21 protein-coding genes are annotated in these 19781 nt (G+C 33.0%); 7 read left to right on the top strand and 14 right to left on the bottom strand.

Annotation, left to right across the window (positions count from 1 at the left end; all coding sequences use genetic code 11):
- Positions 1–76: 76 nt before the first annotated feature.
- Positions 77–1765, top strand: a complete 1689-nt coding sequence (locus DMB71_RS09795; RefSeq protein WP_111365714.1) for an Ig-like domain-containing protein — start codon at positions 77–79, stop codon at positions 1763–1765.
- On the opposite strand, the gene DMB71_RS09790 is transcribed toward DMB71_RS09795, so the two are convergent.
- The 5 genes from DMB71_RS09790 to DMB71_RS09770 form a co-directional block, all read right to left on the bottom strand.
- A complete protein-coding gene (locus DMB71_RS09790) occupies positions 1762–2529 on the bottom strand; it encodes a nitrilase family protein (protein WP_111365712.1) in 768 nt (255 codons plus the stop codon). The two genes, DMB71_RS09795 and DMB71_RS09790, sit on opposite strands and share 4 nt — an antisense overlap.
- A 35-nt stretch (positions 2530–2564) precedes the next feature.
- A complete protein-coding gene (locus DMB71_RS09785; RefSeq protein ID WP_111365710.1) occupies positions 2565–3341 on the bottom strand; it encodes a DeoR/GlpR family DNA-binding transcription regulator in 777 nt (258 codons plus the stop codon).
- A gap of 200 nt (positions 3342–3541) precedes the next feature.
- A complete protein-coding gene (locus DMB71_RS09780; RefSeq protein ID WP_111365707.1) occupies positions 3542–4288 on the bottom strand; it encodes a succinate dehydrogenase/fumarate reductase iron-sulfur subunit in 747 nt (248 codons plus the stop codon).
- 95 nt (positions 4289–4383) lie between these two features.
- Positions 4384–6384 carry a fumarate reductase/succinate dehydrogenase flavoprotein subunit gene (locus DMB71_RS09775; RefSeq protein WP_111365705.1) on the bottom strand — a complete coding sequence of 667 codons (2001 nt, stop codon included), beginning with the start codon at positions 6382–6384 and terminating at the stop codon, positions 4384–4386.
- A gap of 11 nt (positions 6385–6395) precedes the next feature.
- Positions 6396–7061 (bottom strand): succinate dehydrogenase cytochrome b subunit, encoded by a 666-nt coding sequence (locus tag DMB71_RS09770; RefSeq protein WP_111365703.1) that lies wholly within the window; start codon positions 7059–7061, stop codon positions 6396–6398.
- A gap of 356 nt (positions 7062–7417) precedes the next feature.
- On the opposite strand from DMB71_RS09770, the gene DMB71_RS09765 reads away from it, so the two are divergent.
- Positions 7418–8779 (top strand): hydroxymethylglutaryl-CoA synthase family protein, encoded by a 1362-nt coding sequence (locus DMB71_RS09765; protein WP_111365701.1) that lies wholly within the window; start codon positions 7418–7420, stop codon positions 8777–8779.
- 254 nt (positions 8780–9033) lie between these two features.
- Here DMB71_RS09765 and DMB71_RS09755 read toward each other — a convergent pair whose 3' ends face one another.
- The 4 genes from DMB71_RS09755 to DMB71_RS09740 are packed head-to-tail and all read right to left on the bottom strand — an operon-like array spanning position 9034 to position 11808.
- Positions 9034–9483, bottom strand: a complete 450-nt coding sequence (locus tag DMB71_RS09755; RefSeq protein ID WP_111365697.1) for a GNAT family N-acetyltransferase — start codon at positions 9481–9483, stop codon at positions 9034–9036.
- 4 nt (positions 9484–9487) lie between these two features.
- Positions 9488–9889 carry a nuclear transport factor 2 family protein gene (locus DMB71_RS09750; RefSeq protein WP_239452953.1) on the bottom strand — a complete coding sequence of 134 codons (402 nt, stop codon included), beginning with the start codon at positions 9887–9889 and terminating at the stop codon, positions 9488–9490.
- A gap of 15 nt (positions 9890–9904) precedes the next feature.
- Entirely contained in the window at positions 9905–10480 is a 576-nt protein-coding gene (locus DMB71_RS09745) for a hypothetical protein (protein WP_111365695.1), read from the bottom strand.
- Positions 10477–11808, bottom strand: coding sequence for a bactofilin family protein (locus tag DMB71_RS09740; RefSeq protein ID WP_111365693.1), 1332 nt, complete (start codon positions 11806–11808; stop codon positions 10477–10479). Before DMB71_RS09740 ends, DMB71_RS09745 begins: the two co-directional genes overlap by 4 nt.
- A 175-nt stretch (positions 11809–11983) precedes the next feature.
- On the opposite strand from DMB71_RS09740, the gene DMB71_RS09735 reads away from it, so the two are divergent.
- On the top strand, positions 11984–12391 hold the full coding sequence (locus DMB71_RS09735) for a helix-turn-helix domain-containing protein (RefSeq protein ID WP_066033377.1): 408 nt from the start codon (positions 11984–11986) through the stop codon (positions 12389–12391).
- A 64-nt stretch (positions 12392–12455) separates the two neighbouring features.
- Here DMB71_RS09735 and DMB71_RS09730 read toward each other — a convergent pair whose 3' ends face one another.
- Positions 12456–13631, bottom strand: coding sequence for a DUF5018 domain-containing protein (locus tag DMB71_RS09730; protein WP_162614811.1), 1176 nt, complete (start codon positions 13629–13631; stop codon positions 12456–12458).
- Between the two features lie 254 nt (positions 13632–13885).
- Between DMB71_RS09730 and DMB71_RS09725 the strand changes: the two genes are divergently transcribed.
- Positions 13886–15178 (top strand): aminopeptidase P family protein, encoded by a 1293-nt coding sequence (locus DMB71_RS09725; protein WP_111365689.1) that lies wholly within the window; start codon positions 13886–13888, stop codon positions 15176–15178.
- 58 nt (positions 15179–15236) lie between these two features.
- On the opposite strand, the gene DMB71_RS09720 is transcribed toward DMB71_RS09725, so the two are convergent.
- Both DMB71_RS09720 and DMB71_RS09715 read right to left on the bottom strand, forming a co-directional pair.
- The gene (locus tag DMB71_RS09720; RefSeq protein WP_111365687.1) at positions 15237–15755 is read right to left on the bottom strand and encodes a ferritin; all 519 of its coding nucleotides are present in this window, start codon (positions 15753–15755) and stop codon (positions 15237–15239) included.
- 89 nt (positions 15756–15844) lie between these two features.
- A complete protein-coding gene (locus DMB71_RS09715; RefSeq protein ID WP_111365685.1) occupies positions 15845–16201 on the bottom strand; it encodes a hypothetical protein in 357 nt (118 codons plus the stop codon).
- 177 nt (positions 16202–16378) lie between these two features.
- Between DMB71_RS09715 and DMB71_RS09710 the strand changes: the two genes are divergently transcribed.
- The gene (locus DMB71_RS09710; protein ID WP_111365683.1) at positions 16379–17182 is read left to right on the top strand and encodes a TIGR00266 family protein; all 804 of its coding nucleotides are present in this window, start codon (positions 16379–16381) and stop codon (positions 17180–17182) included.
- Positions 17183–17315: 133 nt separating this feature from the next.
- On the top strand, positions 17316–18092 hold the full coding sequence (locus tag DMB71_RS09705; RefSeq protein WP_111365681.1) for an alpha/beta fold hydrolase: 777 nt from the start codon (positions 17316–17318) through the stop codon (positions 18090–18092).
- A 133-nt stretch (positions 18093–18225) separates the two neighbouring features.
- Here DMB71_RS09705 and DMB71_RS09700 read toward each other — a convergent pair whose 3' ends face one another.
- Positions 18226–18546: a roadblock/LC7 domain-containing protein gene (locus DMB71_RS09700; RefSeq protein ID WP_111365679.1), complete on the bottom strand. Its 321-nt coding sequence runs from the start codon at positions 18544–18546 to the stop codon at positions 18226–18228.
- Positions 18547–18832: 286 nt separating this feature from the next.
- On the opposite strand from DMB71_RS09700, the gene DMB71_RS21950 reads away from it, so the two are divergent.
- The gene (locus tag DMB71_RS21950; protein ID WP_162614810.1) at positions 18833–18976 is read left to right on the top strand and encodes a hypothetical protein; all 144 of its coding nucleotides are present in this window, start codon (positions 18833–18835) and stop codon (positions 18974–18976) included.
- Positions 18977–18982: 6 nt separating this feature from the next.
- On the opposite strand, the gene DMB71_RS09695 is transcribed toward DMB71_RS21950, so the two are convergent.
- A complete protein-coding gene (locus DMB71_RS09695; protein ID WP_111365677.1) occupies positions 18983–19657 on the bottom strand; it encodes an ATP-binding cassette domain-containing protein in 675 nt (224 codons plus the stop codon).
- Positions 19658–19781: the final 124 nt, after the last annotated feature.

Genomic DNA, 19781 nt, shown 5'->3' with positions numbered 1-19781 from the left:
TCCTAATAAATGGATAAAAAATTTCAATTAAAGCAAATATAATTGTTATTTTGTGCAATCAAATTGAAAAACCGTTATGTTGAAAAACACTCTTAAATATATTTCATTTATAATTTTAATATCAATGATAAGCTGTGCCAAAAGAGGCAGCATTACCGGCGGTTTAAAAGACACACTTGCTCCTGTTTTAATTTCGAGTTTTCCCGAAAACTACAGTACAAATTTCAAAGGAAAGACCATCACTTTGAATTTTGACGAATATATCAAACTGAAAAACACCAACAAACAGCTGATTATTTCTCCTCCGTTTAAAAACGAGCCATTAATTACACCTCAGAGTGTTAGTAAATTTATAAAGATCGAAATTCGAGATACTTTACAGCCAAACACTACTTACAGTTTAAATTTCGGGCAAGCAATTCAGGATAATAATGAAGGAAATCCTTTAAATCAATTTAAATATGTGTTTTCTACAGGAGCTTATATTGATTCGCTTAAACTGAGCGGAAGAATTAAAGATTCTTACGGAAAATATGTTGACAATTTCGTTTCTGTAATGTTATACGAAGTAAATGATAAATTTAAAGATTCTACCATTTACAAAGAATTCCCTCGCTATATCACCAACACTTTGGATAGTATGCGAACTTTTCAGTTTGAAAATCTAAAAGAAGGGAAATATCTTTTGGTTGCTTTAAAAGATAAAGGATCAAACAATAAATTTAATCCGAAAGATGATAAAATCGGTTTTTTAAAAAGCTATATCACAATTCCAACAGATACTGTTTACGAGTTAGAATTGTTTAAAGAAACGCTTCCGCTAAAAGTCTTCAAACCTATTCAGGCTTCTGGAAACCGTTTGTATCTTCCTTACGAAGGAAAACAGAATTTCAAGAATTCAAAACCAAAAATTACACTAAAAAATGGAAATGAAGTTTTAGAAACTATCGTCACTCAATTTCCTAAAAAAGATTCGCTTCAAGTTTGGTACAAGCCCGTTAAAGCTGATTCACTATCAATGGAAGTAGAAAAAGAAAGCTACAACAAAAAATTTTCTTTCAAAATTAAAGCCCTAAAAAAAGACACTTTAAATATTAAAGCGGTACAAAATGGCCAGCTTAATTTTAGAGAGCGTTTTACATTAGAGAGCGAAACTCCATTGGTAAAATTTGATAAATCTAAAATCAGATTAGTTAATAAAGATTCTGTTGCTGTTCCTTACACAACAGAATACGACGAATTTGACCAGAAATTATATTTTGATTTCAAAAAAGAACCTTTGGACAAGTATAGTTTTACTTTCTTACCAGGCGCTTTGACCGATTTTTATGAAAAAACAAACGATACTTTATCGTATAAACTTGCCACTAAAGAATATGCTGATTACGGAAATATCATACTGAATCTGAAAAATGTAAAACGTTTTCCTATCATTGTCGAACTAACCAATAAAAAAGGAGATGTTGTTTTGGCCGAAGGATATTCTGAAGGCGAAACTACTCTAGAATTCAACTTATTGCAACCTGACGTTTTTACCATTCGCATTATTTATGACGACAATAAAAACAAACAATATGACACTGGTAGTTTCTTAGAAAAGAGATATTCTGAAGAAGTGTTTTACAATCAAGAAGAATTTGATGTCCGCGCTAATTGGGATCGAAACGAAACCATTGACCTGAGTATTCCGTTTAATCCGGAAGTCGAGAAAAAACAGGATGATAAAAAGAGAAAAGAAGCACAAAAGAAAAGTAAAGCTTTCTAAAGTTTAATTTCAAATTGGTCTCTATCGCTTAAAAAGTCTAATTTTTTACGCGTTTCATACATGGTGTTTTTGTCCAGTTCTACGACAAAGACACCATTTTTTTCTTGTGGCTCTAGAATATAATTCCCCAAGAAATCGATTGCCTGCGAATGGCCTATATGTTCAAAATTGTGAACATCCTTCCCTATTCTGTTTACTCCAATTACATAAGAAAGATTTTCTATAGCTCGAGCTTTTAATAATGCATCCCAAGCATTGGTGCGCACTTTTGGCCAATTAGCCACGTACAAAATAAGGTCGTAATTTTCTGCATTTCGTACAAAAACAGGAAATCTCAAATCGTAACAAATCTGAAGGGATATTTTCCAATCTAAATAATCTACAATAACTTTTTGATTTCCGCATGTATATACTTTGTCTTCACCCGCGAGAGAAAAGGAATGTCTTTTATCGTAATATTGAATTTCGCCTGACGGAAAAACAAAAATCATTCGATTGTAATATTTTCCGTTTTCTGCAATGACTACACTTCCCGTGATTGCTGTTTTTTTTTGCTTTGCTTTAAACTTCATCCAACCAATTGTTTCACCCTGCATGGTTTCAGCAACTTCAGAAGCATTCATTGTAAATCCAGTCGAAAACATTTCTGGAAGCACAATCAAATCTACTTCCGAATCAATTTCATTGATTTTTGAATCGAAATTTTCTCGGTTTTTACTGGCATTCTGCCAAAAAAGATCGGTTTGGATTAAAGCAATTTTCATTTTTAAATTGTATGAAAGTCAAAAGCACTTTGAAATTAGACCACAATAAGACTTGGGACAGCGTCTTTATACGGCTGTAATTTTTCGTGAGTTGGTTCTACTTCTGTAATTACATAATTTACTTCAGATAAATTAGCAATTTTCATTTTAAGAACCGTATTCAATTTTTCAGTAATGGTTAAAACCGCTGTTTTTCTAGAAGCATTAATCATGGCTTTTTTCACCTGAACCGTTTCCCAATCAGAATCAGAATAACCGCCATCGACATCAAGAGCATTTGTTCCCAAAACCAAAAGATCTGCTTTTATACTGGCTAATTGCTGAAAAGCTTCCCCACTTATACACATTTGGCTGTAAGACGAAATACTGCCGCCAATCATGATGGTTTTGATATTCGGTTTATCCAAAAGCTGAACAGCCGTTAAAGCAGTAATCGTAAAAACAGTCAGATTAAGATCATTTGGAATTAATCGGATAAACTCACGAATAGTTGTTCCTCCGTCAACAATTAAAACCATTCCGTCATGAAGAAGGCTTACCGCTTTTTGCGCAATAACTTGTTTCGCCTCAACAGCATAAGTCTGATTTAAGGAAGAATAGTGATATCCTTTGGTCATGGCACCGCCTTTTACTTTAATTATAAGTGCTTCGGCGTCAAGTTCATTTATATCACGGCGAACAGTATCTTCAGAAACACCAAGTTTAGCAGAAAGAGTTTCAAAGCTCACACGCGTGTGCAGGTTGATCTCTTTTAAGATATGATTTTTACGTTCTTCTTTGCTGTAATTTAAAACTTCATTTTCAGTGCTCATGCCAATTATTTTTTTCTTCTTACAAAAATAAGAATTTAAATGTAGCTTGAGAAGCTGTTAAACCTTAAAAAAAGATTTTATAAGCTCATTACGCTTGTTTAGAAAAAGAATTGAAGACAAAATGGCATCTACTTCATATAAACAAAAAAAACGCATTCAAATTAATGAATGCGTTTTTCTAAAATATACTAAATTGTGTATTATCCTTTCAAGCTTGCTGCTAAATACTCACGGTTCATACGTGCGATATTTTCAAGCGAGATTCCTTTTGGACATTCGATTTCGCAAGCTCCTGTATTTGTACAGTTACCAAAACCTTCTAGATCCATTTGGTGAACCATGTGTAAAACACGATCCGTTGCTTCAACTTTACCTTGTGGCAATAATGCATATTGAGAAACTTTTGCAGCAACGAATAACATTGCTGAAGAGTTTTTACAAGTTGCAACACAAGCTCCACAACCAATACAAGCAGCTGCATCAAATGATTTATCTGCATCGTCTTTTGGCACTGGAATAGTATTCGCATCGATTGTGTTTCCTGAAGTGTTTACAGAGATAAATCCTCCAGCGTGCTGGATTCTATCAAAAGAACTTCTGTCAACCACTAAATCTTTAATTACCGGGAAAGCTTTTGCTCTAAATGGCTCGATAAAGATTGTATCGCCATCTTTAAACATACGCATGTGTAACTGACAAGTTGTAACGCCTCTGTCTGGTCCGTGTGCTTCACCGTTGATGAATAAAGAACACATTCCGCAGATTCCTTCACGACAATCGTGGTCAAATGCTACAGGCTCTTCTCCTTTATTGATTAAACCTTCGTTAAGAACGTCTAACATTTCAAGGAAAGACATGTCTGGTTCGATTCCATCGATAGGATATTCTACAATCCCTCCTTTATCTTGAGCGTTTTTTTGACGCCATATTTTTAATGTAAGTTTCATACCTTTTTCGTTTGAAAGTCATAAAGTCGAAAGTCGAAAGTCGCTTGGCACATTTTGCCTTTTGACTTTAAGACTTTGGGCTTTCGACCAAATTCTTATTTATAACTTCTTTGAACTAATTTAATGTTTTCGTAATTAAGAGGTTCTTTATGCAATACTGCATCGCTTGGTTTTCCTTTGTATTCCCAAGCTGCAACATATGCAAAGTTTTCGTCATCACGAAGTGCTTCTCCTTCTTCTGTTTGGTATTCCTCACGGAAGTGACCTCCACAAGATTCGTTACGGTGTAAAGCATCTTTCGCGAACAATTCTCCTAATTCTAAGAAATCGGCAACACGAGTCGCTTTTTCTAATTCCTGATTAAATTCGTAAGCGCCTCCAGGAACTTTTACATCTTTATAAAACTCTTCACGTAAAGCAGCGATTTCTTCGATAGCCTCAGCTAAACCTTTAGCGTTACGAGCCATACCTACTTTATTCCACATGATCTTTCCAAGTTTTTTGTGGAAATAATCAACAGAATGTTTACCGTTATTATTGATAAATTTATTGATTTGATCTACAACAGCTTTCTCAGCTTCTACGAATTCTGGTAAGTCTGTAGAAATTGGTCCCATTTTAATATCTGGAGCTAAATAATCTCCGATAGTATATGGTAATACGAAATATCCATCAGCTAAACCTTGCATTAAAGCAGAAGCTCCAAGTCTGTTTGCTCCGTGGTCAGAGAAGTTAGATTCTCCAATTGAGAAACATCCAGGAATTGTAGTCATTAAGTTATAATCAACCCAAGTTCCACCCATTGTGTAGTGAACCGCTGGGTAAATCATCATTGGTGTGGTATAAGGATCTTCGTCAACGATTTTGTAGTACATCTGGAATAAGTTTCCGTATTTACTTTTCACGATTGCAGCTCCTAATTTTGTTACCAAAGCAGCATCTTTATCATCTAAACCTTTTACATAAGCATCTTCAGTTCCGTAACGTTTAATTGCTGCTGCGAAATCTAAGTAAACTGCTTCACCCGTTTTGTTAACTCCAAAACCAGCATCACATCTTTCTTTAGCCGCACGAGACGCAACGTCACGAGGTACTAAGTTACCAAAAGCAGGATATCTTCTTTCTAAGAAATAATCTCTTTCGTCTTCAGATAAATCAGTTGCTTTTTTCTTTCCTTCACGGATAGCCTGAGCATCTTCTAATTTTTTAGGAACCCAAATACGACCGTCATTACGTAAAGATTCAGACATCAAAGTCAATTTTGACTGGTGATCTCCTGAAACTGGAATACATGTTGGGTGAATTTGCGTGTAACAAGGATTTGCGAAAAACGCTCCTTTTTTATGAATTTTCCAAGCTGCTGTTGCGTTACTTCCCATAGCATTTGTTGAAAGGAAAAATACGTTTCCGTATCCTCCAGAACCAATTACTACCGCATGAGCAGAATGTCTTTCTATTTCTCCAGTGATTAAGTTACGAGCGATAATACCTCTCGCTTTTCCGTTCACGATTACAATGTCAAGCATTTCGTGACGGTTATACATTTTGATTTTTCCACGACCAATCTGGCGGTTCATTGCAGAATAAGCTCCTAACAATAACTGCTGTCCAGTTTGTCCTTGTGCGTAGAATGTACGAGAAACCAAAGTTCCTCCAAAAGAACGGTTATCTAATAATCCACCGTATTCACGAGCCAATGGCACCCCTTGAGCCACACATTGGTCAATAATATTTCCTGAAACTTCAGCCAAACGATAAACGTTTGCCTCACGAGCACGGTAATCTCCACCTTTTACAGTATCGTAAAACAATCTGTAAATAGAGTCACCGTCTCCTTTATAGTTTTTTGCCGCGTTGATACCTCCTTGTGCTGCAATAGAGTGCGCACGACGTGGAGAATCTTGGAAGCAGAATGCTTTTACGTTATATCCTAACTCAGCCAAAGTAGCCGCAGCCGAACCTCCAGCTAAACCTGTACCAACTACAATAATATCTAAATTACGTTTGTTAGCAGGGTTTACTAAATTAATATGATCTTTATAATTTGTCCATTTGTCCGCTATAGGACCATTTGGAATTTTTGAATCTAATGCCATTATAATTGATATTAATTATTGAAATGATGAAATAAAGCGATAATTACGAAAAGCGCTGGAACTACAACTGCAAACCAGTAACCTACTTTTGATAAAAATCTAGAGTATTTGTTGTGCATCCCTACAGATTGAAGAGAAGATGCGAACCCGTGCCATAAGTGGAATCCTAAAAGAATAAATGAAACACAGTACAATGCTGTACGGATTGGATCGTGAAATTTGTGAACTAACTCACCATAATACCTTGTAGCATCTGGCGCAGTACCTGCAATATATTTGTAGGTAACTTCAGGAAACCAGAAATCATAAAAGTGCAATCCTAAGAAAGCTAAAATAACCAATCCAGAAATAATCATATTTCTAGAACTCCAAGAAGCGTTTGCAGCCCCGTTGTATTTAGCGTATGCGATTGGTCGTGCCGCGCTGTTTTGAGCCGTAAGAATAAATCCCATTACGAAATGGAAAATTACTCCAAATGCCAAAATTGGCTGCATTACATACTGAATCAGCGGATTGTATCCCATAAAGTGAGAAGCTTCGTTGAAAACGTCTTCACTAATAATAGAAATAAAATTTAAGGAAACATGCAGCGCTAAAAACGTGATTAAGAATATTCCCGAAAGAGCCATAGCTACTTTCTTTAAGATGGAAGCATTCAATAGTGCAGATTGTGCCATAAGTGTTAAGTAGTTTGTTTTAAAAAATTACACAAAAATAATTCAATTACAAAAGAACTACAACCATTTCGCTGTTATTTATAATGATTTTAAAATAGCTTTCTTCTACGTATTTTTACGTACAAAAACAAAGCTGCTAAAAAATAATTCACTATGGAAAATTTCAAAACACTGCTTTTTAAGTGATATCAAGGAAATTCGATTCTAAGTAGATTACCAAAAATTTATCATATTGTTATTTTATTCAAAGTTTTAATTTATTTTCTTCAAAAGTGCTGATGAGCAGAAATTTTGTCTAAGTAAAAAATTGTCATTCCGTAACATAGTTTTACCTTTAGCGCCTCAAAAAAATAAGAATGAAAACAGGAATTGATGCTATTTCGTTTGATGTAGCAAACATACATTTACCCATAAAAACTTTGGCAATCGCCAGAAATATTGAACCAGAAAAATTAGAAAAAGGTCTTGGATTACTAAAAATGACTTTTCCAGACGTTCATCAGGACACGGTTGTTTTTGGAGCAAATGCTTTAACCAAGCTTATCATCGATAATAAAATTGACTTAAAAGAAATCAGCCGAATCTATGTTGGTACCGAAAGTGGCATCGACAGTTCTAAACCTATCGCTTCTTATTTAATTAGTCTAATGGAGCAAAAATTTGGCGAAGATTCTTTGGCAGAATGCGATGTTGTTGATTTCACATTCGCTTGTATCGGCGGTGTAGACGCAATGCAAAACTGTCTTGATTTTGTAAAACTGAATCCGACTAAAAAAGCAATTGTAGTTACTTCTGATTTTGCAAAATACGATTTGAACTCTGGCGGAGAATACACGCAAGGCGCCGGAGCTGTTGCAATGTTAATCTCAGCAAATCCAAAAATTATTGCTTTTGATGACAATTGGGCAACAAGTACAAAAGGTGTTTTTGATTTCTTCAAACCTTACAGAACGATTTCTAAAGAAGAAATTACTAAAAACGCCAATAACGATTCTTGGTTTGACAATTTAGAAGCCGAAATAGAAATCCACAAAGACCAACCAGTTTTTGACGGACAATATTCCAACCAATGTTATATGGATCGTACGCGCAATGCTTACTTTTCATTCAAAAAATTAAAAAACACTACCGAAACTTTATATAACACCTGGCACAGTATCGTAATGCACTTGCCATATTCTTTCCAAGGAAGAAGAATGTTATCTGAAATTTACGCTTTAGACAGTGCTGAAAAAATTATTGCTGATGATATTGCACCTGCAGATTATCAGACAAAAATTAAAGAAGTGGCAAAATCTGAAGATTATAGAAGTTTTGTAACCGAGAAATTACAGCCTGCAGAATTGGCTTCATCATTAATTGGAAATCTTTACACAGGTTCTATTTTCATGGGATTACTATCGACTTTGGCTCATTTTTATGACACTAAAAAAGAAGTTGCTGGAACTAAATTTGGTTTCTTAGCTTACGGAAGCGGATCTAAATCGAAAGTTTTTGAAGGAACAATTCAGCCAGAATGGAAATCGGCTTTAGAAAATGTAAAGCTTTTTGAAAATTTAGCCGAAAGCGTAGAAATTGATTTCAATACTTATGAAAGCCTTCATAAAAAAGAACAAAAACAAAGTATAAGAACTCCGAAAAACGAATGGATTTTAGACCGAATTGAAAAAGAAATTCCTGTTTTAATTGGAGCCAGATATTATAAGTGGATTGATTAAATTCCAATTTTTGAAATTCCAAATTCCAAAACTCACAAAAAACCGAAGTAATAGCTTCGGTTTTTTTATTTACACACAGGGTGTCATTGCGAGGAACGAAGCAACCACACTACCAAAAATCACGCGTGATAAGATTGCTTCGTTCCTCGCAATGACAAAATCACAAAAAAACTTTGTCAAAGTTTAAAACTTTGACAAAGGTAAATTGCATAGTTTCAAGAATTAATAATTTTCTAATTAGAAAAAAATCTAATCTATTTATACTGTTCTCTAGAAATCGTAAACTTATTATGACTCAAAGTAAAACCCAAATTTTCATAAATCGCGACATTCTCTACTCGTTTTTTATTTGTCGTTACTTCGATGCTTTTCAAAGCATTTTTCTCAGCAAAATCTAAAATCTCATTTATTAATAATCTTCCAATGCCTTGACCACGGTATTTTTGATGAATGAAAAACTCTTGAATTTCGCCAACCAATCCGCAATGATGAAGCAAATTTTGAGTATGAAAACTAATAAATCCTAAACCTTCATTTTCGTTTTCTGCAATCAAATATAGATTTCTGGGGTTTGAAATATTTTCATTGAATATCATTTTGAAAACCTCAAAGTCTAAAACTTTATTTTCGAGTTCGCAAATTGCTTTGTAGATGAAGTCTAGATCTTGGTTTTGGACTTTTCTGATTTCTGCTTTTAAGCCCATAACATTAACTCATATCAGTTAGTTTGACAATCTTATCATCTAAAAACTGAAAAATTGACTTCCCTTTCATATTTAATCCCTGACCAGCTTTTAATCCGTTGGGGAAATCTATTGCTAGAACTGCATAATAATCGATATCGATAATTGCTGTAATTTCATCTTGTATGAGTGAAGTAATAGTTTGTTTTCTTTCCGAAAAATATTCTTTGGCTTTTTCGGCTTGAGCTGTAAATTCTTTTATTCCGCTCAAAGTCAGATTGATTTCGCCATTTTGGATGTTTTCAAAAATAACCGATTCGTCAAAATCAGCAATCATTTTATTGATATCAAATTGATTGTACCCTTCGATGTAATTATGGATTATTTTTTCTTTGTTGGTCATATTTTTTTCTATTATTTTTTGCATGAATTTTATATCAGTTTAAACTGATATCCATTCTAAAGTTATAAACTTATCACAATTATCTCTCATATCTTCAGCCCAATCAACCAGTATTGCCGCACCTCCATTTTTAATTTCATTTCTAACTATATCGTAGTTTTCTTTTGCGTCAACAGGTCCTAATCCCGCTAATTCAAAAACGATATATTTTGTTTTAGAGAATGTTGCGTATAATGAAAGAAGTCCTTTAGATTTCCAATAAAGTTCATTTATTTTAGTCTTTTTATTAATCCATGGAATTTCATAAATTTTTTGGATAAATTCACTTTCTAGATTTGCTTTTTTCTTTAAATATTCACCAACTCTTATTGGAAAAAATAAACTTCTAAATTTCGATTCTCTAAAGTAATCTACATAAGTCAATGGCTTAATAACAGTTACATTTTCATTTTTTACTTTTCCAGTAAAAATATTAACCAATTCCGTTTTGACACCATGAAAATGAGCTCCGCCATACAAATACAAAATAACCAACTCTCCTTCTCTTAACTCAAAAGGCGGTATAAAATACTCCTTGGTTCTTATTCCTTTACTTTCAATTAATAGCTCTTTCATTTCTCAAGACGCTCAAATTTCTGTTTGTACGTTTGTACATAATTATTCCACTCCTCATCATTTTTATAAACAGAAAAAGCATAATCAGCAGTTTCTTTGCTGAAATGATTTCCAAAAATATTCTCTAAATATTCTATTCCAGCATCGATTACTTGTTTTAAAACCTGTAGTTTATCAAATCCAGTTGCTTTGCAGGCTCTATCGAGCCATAATCCTTTTCCAATTTTCACATATTCTACAAGAAGATTTTCTGTTATAAATTGAGGAGGAACATCGTTGATATCTGGTTCATGTTTTCCGTTTTTAAAAACTAACAAAATCAATTCTTCCGAATAATAATCTTCTGGAATTAATCTCAACATCGTACCATTTTCTGCGGCTTTAAAAGAAAGCTCTTTGGTGATAAATTCATCAGGAATTACCTGAATTGCAAAACCATCTTTATTGACTAATTTCTCGCAGAGCTCAGAAGTTATTAAATCCTGCTCGATAAATGGTAAAGCATGAAATGTGATATCTAATGCCAAATTGCAAAGCTCTTCGGTTTTAAATTGCTTCGGAACCAGTTTAAGATCTCTATAATTTGCCAAAACACGCTCACGCCAATATTCGTAAGTTTTAGCTGGCGGATTGTTTTGTTTTAAAACCAATTCGCCTCTTGCCAAATCTCGTTCCAATTCTTCAAAGGTTTCAATTAATGAGTTATCAAGTAATTTTCGAAGTTCGTGTGAGATAATTTCTTCATCAGTTTCGTCGTCATATTCACATTCATTTTTTGGATCAATTTCATCTCTATCATTATAATAAAACAAGTCTATTTTCTTTTCTGTAAATGCTGTATTGTGATCTGTAACAATAAAAACCGGAGAATTTATTGAACCCAAACAATTGAAATTTCCATGATTATAATACGTCATCACGACTTCTTTTGCTGTAACATTTCCTTTTATTTCAACATTCGCTCCGCCAAGTAAAAGACTTTGACAACTTACGCTTCCGCTAATGAAAACATACGGACCATAATCGCCTTCAACATTAATAATTGAACCATTTACAGAGAAATTTCCCTTTATAAAAATACCTTCAATTCTTATTTCTTCAATATTTTTAGTCGGAAGATTTAGCAAATTGGCCAACCATTTTTTCTCTTTATTTTCATAAAGATCTAAATAAAAACTTCCTTCAAAATTGACATCTTTTTCTGCTGTCAGAAAAAAATCCTCGTCTTGCCATTCATCAAAATAATCAAACTTTTCATCTTCTATTAAAAAAGGATATTTGGTTTTAATTTCGGCTATTGTAATTAATTTGAAATTGGAAGTCTGCATTTTATTAGTATTAATCTAAGTGATTTTTTGAATATCAAGATTACACAATTCTAAATTCAAAACCAATTCGATAGTCAGAAAAATTGTATTTTTACTCCACAAAAAAGAACTTGCAACTGCAAACTTGTTTTCTGCATAAACCAAAAAGTAAAAGAATTTTAAATATCTTTGAATCATGAGCACAGCAATAAAACCAAAACATATCGGCAGAAACATTAGCCGAATTAGAGAACTGAGAGATATGAAGCAGGAAGCGCTTGCGATTGCACTTGGTGTTAGTCAACAGACCATCTCTATTATTGAAGGAACTGAAAACGTTGATGAAGAAAAACTAAAGAAAATTGCAGAAGTTTTAGGTGTTCCAGCTGATGTAATCAGGAACTTTTCTGAAGAAGCTGTTTTTAATATTATGGGAAATAGTTATGATAATGGGTCTTCATCAATAAATCATAATAATTGTACATTTAATCCGCTTGATAAACTTTTGGAAGTTATTGAAAAGAATGAAAAACTTTACGAAAGATTGGTTGAAGCTGAAAAAGAGAAAGTGGCTCTTTTGGAAAAGTTGCTTGATAAGAAATAAGAATATATTTTATATAAAAGGAAAAACCGAAGTCTTACATAACTTCGGTTTTTTTAGATTCTATTTATTCTTTCCCTTCCAATTCTATATTAAAATGCCATGAATGTTTAAACCAAACATTTGAATTTTCAAGGCTGTTATTTCTACTAATTCTGGATTCTCCCGAATAACCGCTGTTAAAACAGAAGCCCTCACCAGCTTTAGTATTACCTGAACTGCCTGTCATAATTCCTAGTTTTTCTCCATCAACTAGATACCAATAAAAACTATACGTTTTATTAGCCTCCAAATAAAGATTTAGCGCTTGCAGATCGAACGGAACAAAACCTCCGCTGAAGGATGCTGAAACCTCTGTAGATGTAGTAGCTAAAACATTAAGATTTGCGTCTCTAATAATTAATTTCAGCGTTACTGGTTTATTATAATTTTCTCTATCTTCATAATATGCAAATCCTTCCTGAAGGTGAATTCTAAAAGTAGAAGGAACTAAATTTTTATCAACTATTACAGTTTGCCCTGTTCCTATATTTCTATCGTAAGGCAAAATATCTGGAGCAGTAGTTCTGTTATCTCCACCAAACCACTTCGTAGCATTTGCATCAGAACATGATCTGGATATATAATTATTCATATGTTCTAATTTTACTTGGTAGACCTTTTCTGTCCCAGATTCTGATTTAACAGTAAAATTTACTGGCTCAGAATAGTCTTTTATTGTTTTAGGATCTGGCATTATAGTAGCATGTTTTGAAAACTTTAATTCAACATCTAAATTTTTAAGGTCATTAATTTCAGGAATTCTTTTTGTTACTAATCCACTTTCGTTATTGATATCGGCACTCAATACCAAATTTGGAGTTTTGACATTCACTTCTAAGATAAAATTATCAGTGCTTGGCTCTCTTCTTATGTCGGCCAAATAACTTTTTACATCGCCATTTTCTGCTGTAACTTCAAAAGTCACTGGCCCATTAATAGATTTAATTGTTGCTGGATCTGGATTTATATGTGCTCCTTTAGGAATTGAAATTTCTAAAGTTATATCCTCTAGTTCAAATGCACTTTCTACGATACCATTTATTGAGTTGCCCTCAATTGGAAACTCTTTGGTAACGTTTTCTTTCGTTATACTAAAAGATTGAATTGTATTATCGGCACTTAAACCTGCTTCAGCTACACAAGATGCCATTAAAAGGGATGCAAATAAGAAAATTGCAAATAGATTAATTTTAGTTTTCATTGGATTTTAAGGTTAGTTTATTTTTTTACAAATATTATTATTTATAAAATAATTTAATTACGGGAAACCGTATTCCATGAAAATCATTTTTTAATCATGACTGATAATTATGAAAACTAAACAAGCTTTCTTTAAAACCCTGAATTTGTGATTTCGAGACAAATCAATAAATAAGAAAACTTTAATAAATCAATTATACTCCATTACTGCAAAATCATTAATTTTGAAATTCGAAGTTCAAAAACGAAATAATTATGAAATATCATCAAATAAACAGCGCTCTTTTTGTAAAAAACCGCAGAAAGTTCATGGCTGAAATGAAACCTAACTCTGTTGCAGTATTCAACTCAAATGACATTTATCCAGTTAGTGCCGATAGTACTTTGCCATTTGCACAACATAGAGATATTTTTTATCTAAGTGGTGTTGACCAAGAAGAAAGCGTTTTGCTTTTGTTTCCAGATGCACCTTATGAACACCAAAGAGAAATACTTTTCTTGAGAGAAACCAACGATCACATTGCAGTTTGGGAAGGCGAAAAACTAACTAAAGAACGTGCTTTTCAGGTTTCTGGAATTAGAACGGTTTATTGGCTACAAGATTTTCATAAGATTTTGAACGAAATGATGACGTATGCCGATACAATGTACATCAATACAAATGAACATTACCGCGCAACTGTAGAAACAGAAACTCGCGAGGCTCGTTTTGTAAAATGGTGGAAAGAGCGTTATCCAGCTCACAATGTTGCAAAAAGCAACCCAATTTTACAAAGACTTCGTTCTGTAAAAGAAAGCGAAGAAATTGATCTGATTCAGCACGCTTGTGATATTACAGAAAAAGGTTTCCGTAGATTATTAGGATTCGTAAAACCAAATGTTACAGAATATGAAATCGAAGCTGAATTGGCTCATGAATTCATCCGTAACCGTTCTAAAGGTTTTGCCTATACGCCAATTATCGCTTCTGGAAACAATGCAAATGTTTTACATTATATCGAAAACAATCAGCAATGTAAAGAGGGCGATTTAATTTTGCTTGACGTTGCGGCTGAATATGCTAATTACTCAAGCGACATGACGAGAACAATTCCAGTTTCTGGACGTTTTACAGATCGCCAAAAAGCGGTTTATAATGCTGTTTTGAGAGTAAAAAACGAAGCTACAAAAATGCTTACGCCAGGAACACTTTGGAAACAGTATCATGTTGAAGTGGGTAAAATTATGACTTCTGAATTATTAGGTTTAGGTTTAATTGACAAGGCCGATATTCAGAACGAAAATCCAGAATGGCCAGCGTATAAAAAATATTTCATGCACGGAACTTCTCACCACTTAGGACTTGACACGCACGATTACGGTTTGCTTCACGAACCAATGAAAGCGAATATGGTTTTTACGGTTGAGCCAGGAATTTATATTCCAGCGGAAAAATTCGGAATCCGTTTAGAAGATAACGTTGTGGTTCAAGAAAAAGGAGAACCTTTCAACTTAATGAGAAACATTCCTGTTGAAGCTGATGAGATTGAAACTCTGATGAATGAATAGATAAAAAGAAAGCCCTTAATAAATTATTAAGGGCCTTTTAATTATATAAATCGTTTATTTATCCGATTTTCGAAATCTGTAAATCCAATTGAAATTTACCATCAGCTTCGTTTCCGTTGATTAGGTCAAAAAGCTCTAGAGCTCTTCTTGCGTTTTTCTCTTCTTCTCTTTGCTCAGCTACATACCACATCATAAAGTCTTCTGTAGCGTAGTCGTTTTCAGCTCTACATTTTGCAATTACTTTATTGATTGCTTGTGTAACTGAAATTTCGTTTTGCAAAGCAATTTCAAACACTTCTCTAAAAGAAGCAAATTCCTGCTGTACTTCTGGAACAGATGGTGTAATGGCAATGCCGCCCATATCTGTAATGAATTTGAAAATTTTTAGAAAATGCTCTCTTTCTTCTTCTGCTTGCTTGTACAAATACGATGCTGTATTAGCATAACCATTTCTATCCAACCATGCTGCCATAGCTAAATATTTGTTAGAAGCGTCACTTTCTAATTTTGCCTGTAAATTCAATATATTTTCTACACCTTCAGTTAATGAAGTACGTGTTCTTAGTAAATCTTTCATAACCTTTAATTTTTATACGTGTAAATTTACAAAAATTAAAGCTGGCAACTCTAACTGCCTGAAAATTTGGATTTAATCTAAGTAAGAATCTAAATAAGCTCAACATTTGCTACACTACAAAGCATAGAATGTAAAGTAAGTGTAAATTTAGTTCCGTTTAATAAATCCCTAAGTTGCACTATTTCGCAGATAGTAAGATTTCTAGAAAAGTTTCTTTTGGTAGTTTCAATCAGCTGAGCATCTGACTGATCAGACAAGTCGTAAAGCATATTAAGAATGTCAACGCTATTCACCTTTCTTTGAAAAATCAAAAAATCCTGAATTTTATAACTTGACACTGTATCAACAAAATTGATAACTATACTATTGGTCAAATCACATTGGTAACTATATCCTTTTTCGGTTTCAAATAATACTTTGGTAGTCAAATCGCTAACTAATGCCATTCTGATAAAATTATAACGATGCAAAAATATATAATTTGAACGAATTAAACACATAATTAAGACTAATTTAAAATAACAAAATGGTTTTATATTTTTAAAAACCACTGAAGTACAATAAAAAATGTAACATTCTGCAGTATCAATAGTCTAATTTTAAAAACAAATAACTAAGAAATTATGCAAGCACACGAAATAGATTATCAGATTTTTGGCGAAGAAATGCAATATGTAGAGATAGAACTAGACCCGCAAGAAATTGTAATTGCCGAAGCTGGCAGTTTTATGATGATGGAAAACAATATCCAAATGGAAACCATTTTTGGCGATGGTTCTCAACAACAAGGTTCTGGTTTATTTGGCAAACTTTTAAATGCCGGAAAAAGAGTTCTTACTGGCGAAAGTTTGTTTATGACAGCATTTTTAAACCAAGGCAACACTAAAAGCAAAGTTTCATTTGCATCGCCTTATCCTGGAAAAATTCTTCCAATTGATTTAACTGAGTTTCAAGGTAAATTCATATGCCAAAAAAGTTCATTTTTATGCGCTGCTAAAGGCGTTTCTGTTGGAATTGAATTTTCTCAGAAATTAGGTCGCGGACTGTTTGGCGGTGAAGGTTTCATCATGCAGAAAATTGAAGGAGACGGAATGGCGTTTGTACATTCTGGTGGAACAATGGCAAAAAAAGTATTGGGTCACGGCGAAGTCTTAAAAGTAGATACAGGATGTATTATTGGTTTTACTAAAGATGTAGATTACGATATTGAATTTATTGGCGGCATCAAGAATTCTATTTTTGGTGGCGAAGGTTTATTTTATGCTACTTTAAAAGGCCCAGGAACAGTTTACATTCAATCACTGCCTTTCTCTAGATTGGCTGACCGTATTATTGCCTCGGCTCCAAGGTCTGGCGGAAACAGTCGCGATGAAGGAAGTCTTCTTGGCGGATTAGGAAATCTTTTGGACGGAGACAATAGATTTTAATACAAAACGGCTTTCAGAAATGGAAGCCGTTTTTTTGAACTCAATGCCTTATATTTTTTGACTGAAATGAACTTATATTTCTCATATGGTTTTTCAATTCTTACCTTTGCGTTTTACATTTTAAAACATCATTTTGAAAAATATTCTATATAAAAACACCAATATCTCTTTTACAGATTCAGGAAAAGGAAACGCAATTGTTTTACTTCACGGCTTTTTGGAAAACAAAAAAATGTGGAAGGACTATGTTGATTTTTTCGCAGAAAAATATCGCATCATCACTATCGATTTATTAGGTCACGGCGAATCTGAGCCATTAGGTTATGTTCACGAAATGGAAGATAATGCCAATGCTGTAAATGAAGTTTTAGAAAGCTTAAAAATTGAAAAAGCTACAATTGTTGGACATTCAATGGGTGGTTATGTCGGTTTGGCTTTCGCCGAATTGTATCCACAGAAAATCCAAAAATTGGTTTTATTGAATTCAACTTCAAAAGAAGACAGCGCTGAGAAAAAACTAAACCGAACTCGTGCAATTAAAGCTGTAAAACAAAACTACGTAAGCTTTATAAGTTTAGCAATTGCAAATTTATTCAGCGAAAATAATAGAACGCGTTTGGCAGAAGAAATTGAAAAAGTAAAAATAGAAGCTTTAAAAACACCTTTGCAAGGAATTATCGCTTCTCAAGAAGGAATGAAAATCAGGAAAGACAGAGAGTGGCTTTTAAAAGAAAACCGTTTTCCTGTTTTATTGATTCTAGGTAAAAAAGACCCTGTCTTAAACTACGAAGAAAGCCTTTCGCAAATTGAAGACACAACTGTAGAATTAATTGCATTTGAAGACGGACACATGAGTCAGATAGAGAACAAAGAAGAATTAAAAACAGCTTTACAGCATTTCTTTGAATAAAAAAACGAAATATTAAATCGAAAAAGGCCATTTCTAACCTAGGGTTGAAACAGCCTTTTTCTCATTTTTGGGGGCAAAATATCGTTATAACTTTTATGTAATATCTTTTTTTAGTGAAAGTTGGTTTTTAAATCTAGTTTCTAAAAACAGAATCCATTCTTCTTAATAATAGTCCCATTTTACTCAAATCTTTAGAAAGCAATGCAATGCATTTATCATCATGACTTTTGTTTGCCACAACGATTCCATCCTCATTTTTAATCATAACTTGTTTAAGATCTCCATTATTAACATCTTCCGACATTTCAAGACACATCTTTAAAATCATTCCGATCATTGCTGCAACGTTACCGTCGTATTCTAAATTAACAGACTCGTTTAAAATTCCATCAATATTAAAACTTAACCCAGATTCTGCGCCAGTCTCTTCTACTAGTGTTTGTAAATCAGTCATGTTTAATTGTCATGTTTTTGGAGCGTCAAAGATATTTTAATATTGGTAATTGTGCGATAAACACTTGTTAAAAAAAGGCCTTAACATAACGCCCTAAATCACTTTTATTTATCATCTAATTATTCCTGTTTTTTTGCAAAAAAAATGCAATAAAAATTAACATAAAAAACAAATAACATTAAAAACGTAACATTTTACTTGATAAAATTAATTCATAAAATCAACATTTTTAGATTGTTGCATTTCGCAAAAGTTTTTCTATAGATTTGCAAAAAATTTTATAAAAATGAAAACTGTTGACGAATTACGCTTTGACTTAAATGTAAAACTAGAAAGGTTTAGAAGATTTCGTATTGAAAACGGACACATTAATACTACAGCTTCTGGAGAAAAATCCAAAAAAGGTTTTTTCAAAAAAATATTTAGCTAAAAGTGCTTAAAAATTATCCGAACTTACAAGATAACCTTCATTAACAAGTTCGGCTTTCGTACTGATTTTATGCAACTTACCACCTTTCAACAGATTTAAATCTGTCGAAATTTCGATTACTTTTCTATAATTATGATCGGTGAGAACAATTCCTTTTTCTTGAGAATTTTCTTTAATTAACTGAGCTATAATTTCAATCATTTTTGGAGACAAACCACTAAATGGCTCGTCCAGCAATACGAATTTTGAGTCGTTAAAAAGAATCAATTTAACCTGAAGATATCTCAATTCTCCAAAAGATAAATTTCTAATTTTTTGATTTAAAAGAGGTTTTAAAAAATCATCATCGCAAAAAATGCTGATTTTTTGTTTATCGATTGATAGTCGAATAGCTTGAAAAACCGAAAAATGATTTGGAACAAACTGGTTTTGACACAGATAACCAATTTCATTCAACAATAAAGACGAATTTCTTTTAGAACTCCCATCGATAAAGAGACTTTTATCAAAATCTGGTATTATTCCGAATATGATTTTGAATAAAGTAGATTTTCCAGAACCATTTCTACCAAACAAACCAATTATTTGTCCCGTTTCTAATTTTAAATAAATATCTGAAAGCAATAATTTATTATTAAAACTTTTTTGGACACCGCTTATTTCGAGAACATGCTTTTTCAAGATATTTTCTGAATTGAAATTAGTACAATCGCAAACAAAAGCACAAAAGCAAAATTCAACAAGAAACTGCAAAACAAAAGGCTTCTTTTCGAAAAACCATTGTTTCTGAAAAATAAATATTCAT

The organism is Flavobacterium tistrianum, assembly GCF_003254545.1.
GTDB classification, from domain to species: Bacteria; Bacteroidota; Bacteroidia; order Flavobacteriales; family Flavobacteriaceae; genus Flavobacterium; species Flavobacterium tistrianum.
The sequence above is the reverse complement of the archived record's forward strand: the minus strand, read 5'-3'. Positions and strand labels throughout refer to the sequence as shown.

Coding starts and splice junctions, on each gene's coding strand:
- DMB71_RS09765 (WP_111365701.1), top strand. CDS start 7,418: ATGAAAACAGGAATTGATGCTATTTCGTTTGATGTAGCAAACATACAT.
- DMB71_RS09780 (WP_111365707.1), bottom strand. CDS start 4,288: ATGAAACTTACATTAAAAATATGGCGTCAAAAAAACGCTCAAGATAAA.
- DMB71_RS09725 (WP_111365689.1), top strand. CDS start 13,886: ATGAAATATCATCAAATAAACAGCGCTCTTTTTGTAAAAAACCGCAGA.
- DMB71_RS09700 (WP_111365679.1), bottom strand. CDS start 18,546: ATGACTGATTTACAAACACTAGTAGAAGAGACTGGCGCAGAATCTGGG.
- DMB71_RS09770 (WP_111365703.1), bottom strand. CDS start 7,061: ATGGCACAATCTGCACTATTGAATGCTTCCATCTTAAAGAAAGTAGCT.
- DMB71_RS09795 (WP_111365714.1), top strand. CDS start 77: ATGTTGAAAAACACTCTTAAATATATTTCATTTATAATTTTAATATCA.
- DMB71_RS09775 (WP_111365705.1), bottom strand. CDS start 6,384: ATGGCATTAGATTCAAAAATTCCAAATGGTCCTATAGCGGACAAATGG.
- DMB71_RS09710 (WP_111365683.1), top strand. CDS start 16,379: ATGCAAGCACACGAAATAGATTATCAGATTTTTGGCGAAGAAATGCAA.
- DMB71_RS09750 (WP_239452953.1), bottom strand. CDS start 9,889: ATGCAAAAAATAATAGAAAAAAATATGACCAACAAAGAAAAAATAATC.
- DMB71_RS09740 (WP_111365693.1), bottom strand. CDS start 11,808: ATGCAGACTTCCAATTTCAAATTAATTACAATAGCCGAAATTAAAACC.
- DMB71_RS09735 (WP_066033377.1), top strand. CDS start 11,984: ATGAGCACAGCAATAAAACCAAAACATATCGGCAGAAACATTAGCCGA.
- DMB71_RS21950 (WP_162614810.1), top strand. CDS start 18,833: ATGAAAACTGTTGACGAATTACGCTTTGACTTAAATGTAAAACTAGAA.
- DMB71_RS09745 (WP_111365695.1), bottom strand. CDS start 10,480: ATGAAAGAGCTATTAATTGAAAGTAAAGGAATAAGAACCAAGGAGTAT.
- DMB71_RS09755 (WP_111365697.1), bottom strand. CDS start 9,483: ATGGGCTTAAAAGCAGAAATCAGAAAAGTCCAAAACCAAGATCTAGAC.
- DMB71_RS09730 (WP_162614811.1), bottom strand. CDS start 13,631: ATGAAAACTAAAATTAATCTATTTGCAATTTTCTTATTTGCATCCCTT.
- DMB71_RS09715 (WP_111365685.1), bottom strand. CDS start 16,201: ATGGCATTAGTTAGCGATTTGACTACCAAAGTATTATTTGAAACCGAA.
- DMB71_RS09790 (WP_111365712.1), bottom strand. CDS start 2,529: ATGAAAATTGCTTTAATCCAAACCGATCTTTTTTGGCAGAATGCCAGT.
- DMB71_RS09785 (WP_111365710.1), bottom strand. CDS start 3,341: ATGAGCACTGAAAATGAAGTTTTAAATTACAGCAAAGAAGAACGTAAA.
- DMB71_RS09720 (WP_111365687.1), bottom strand. CDS start 15,755: ATGAAAGATTTACTAAGAACACGTACTTCATTAACTGAAGGTGTAGAA.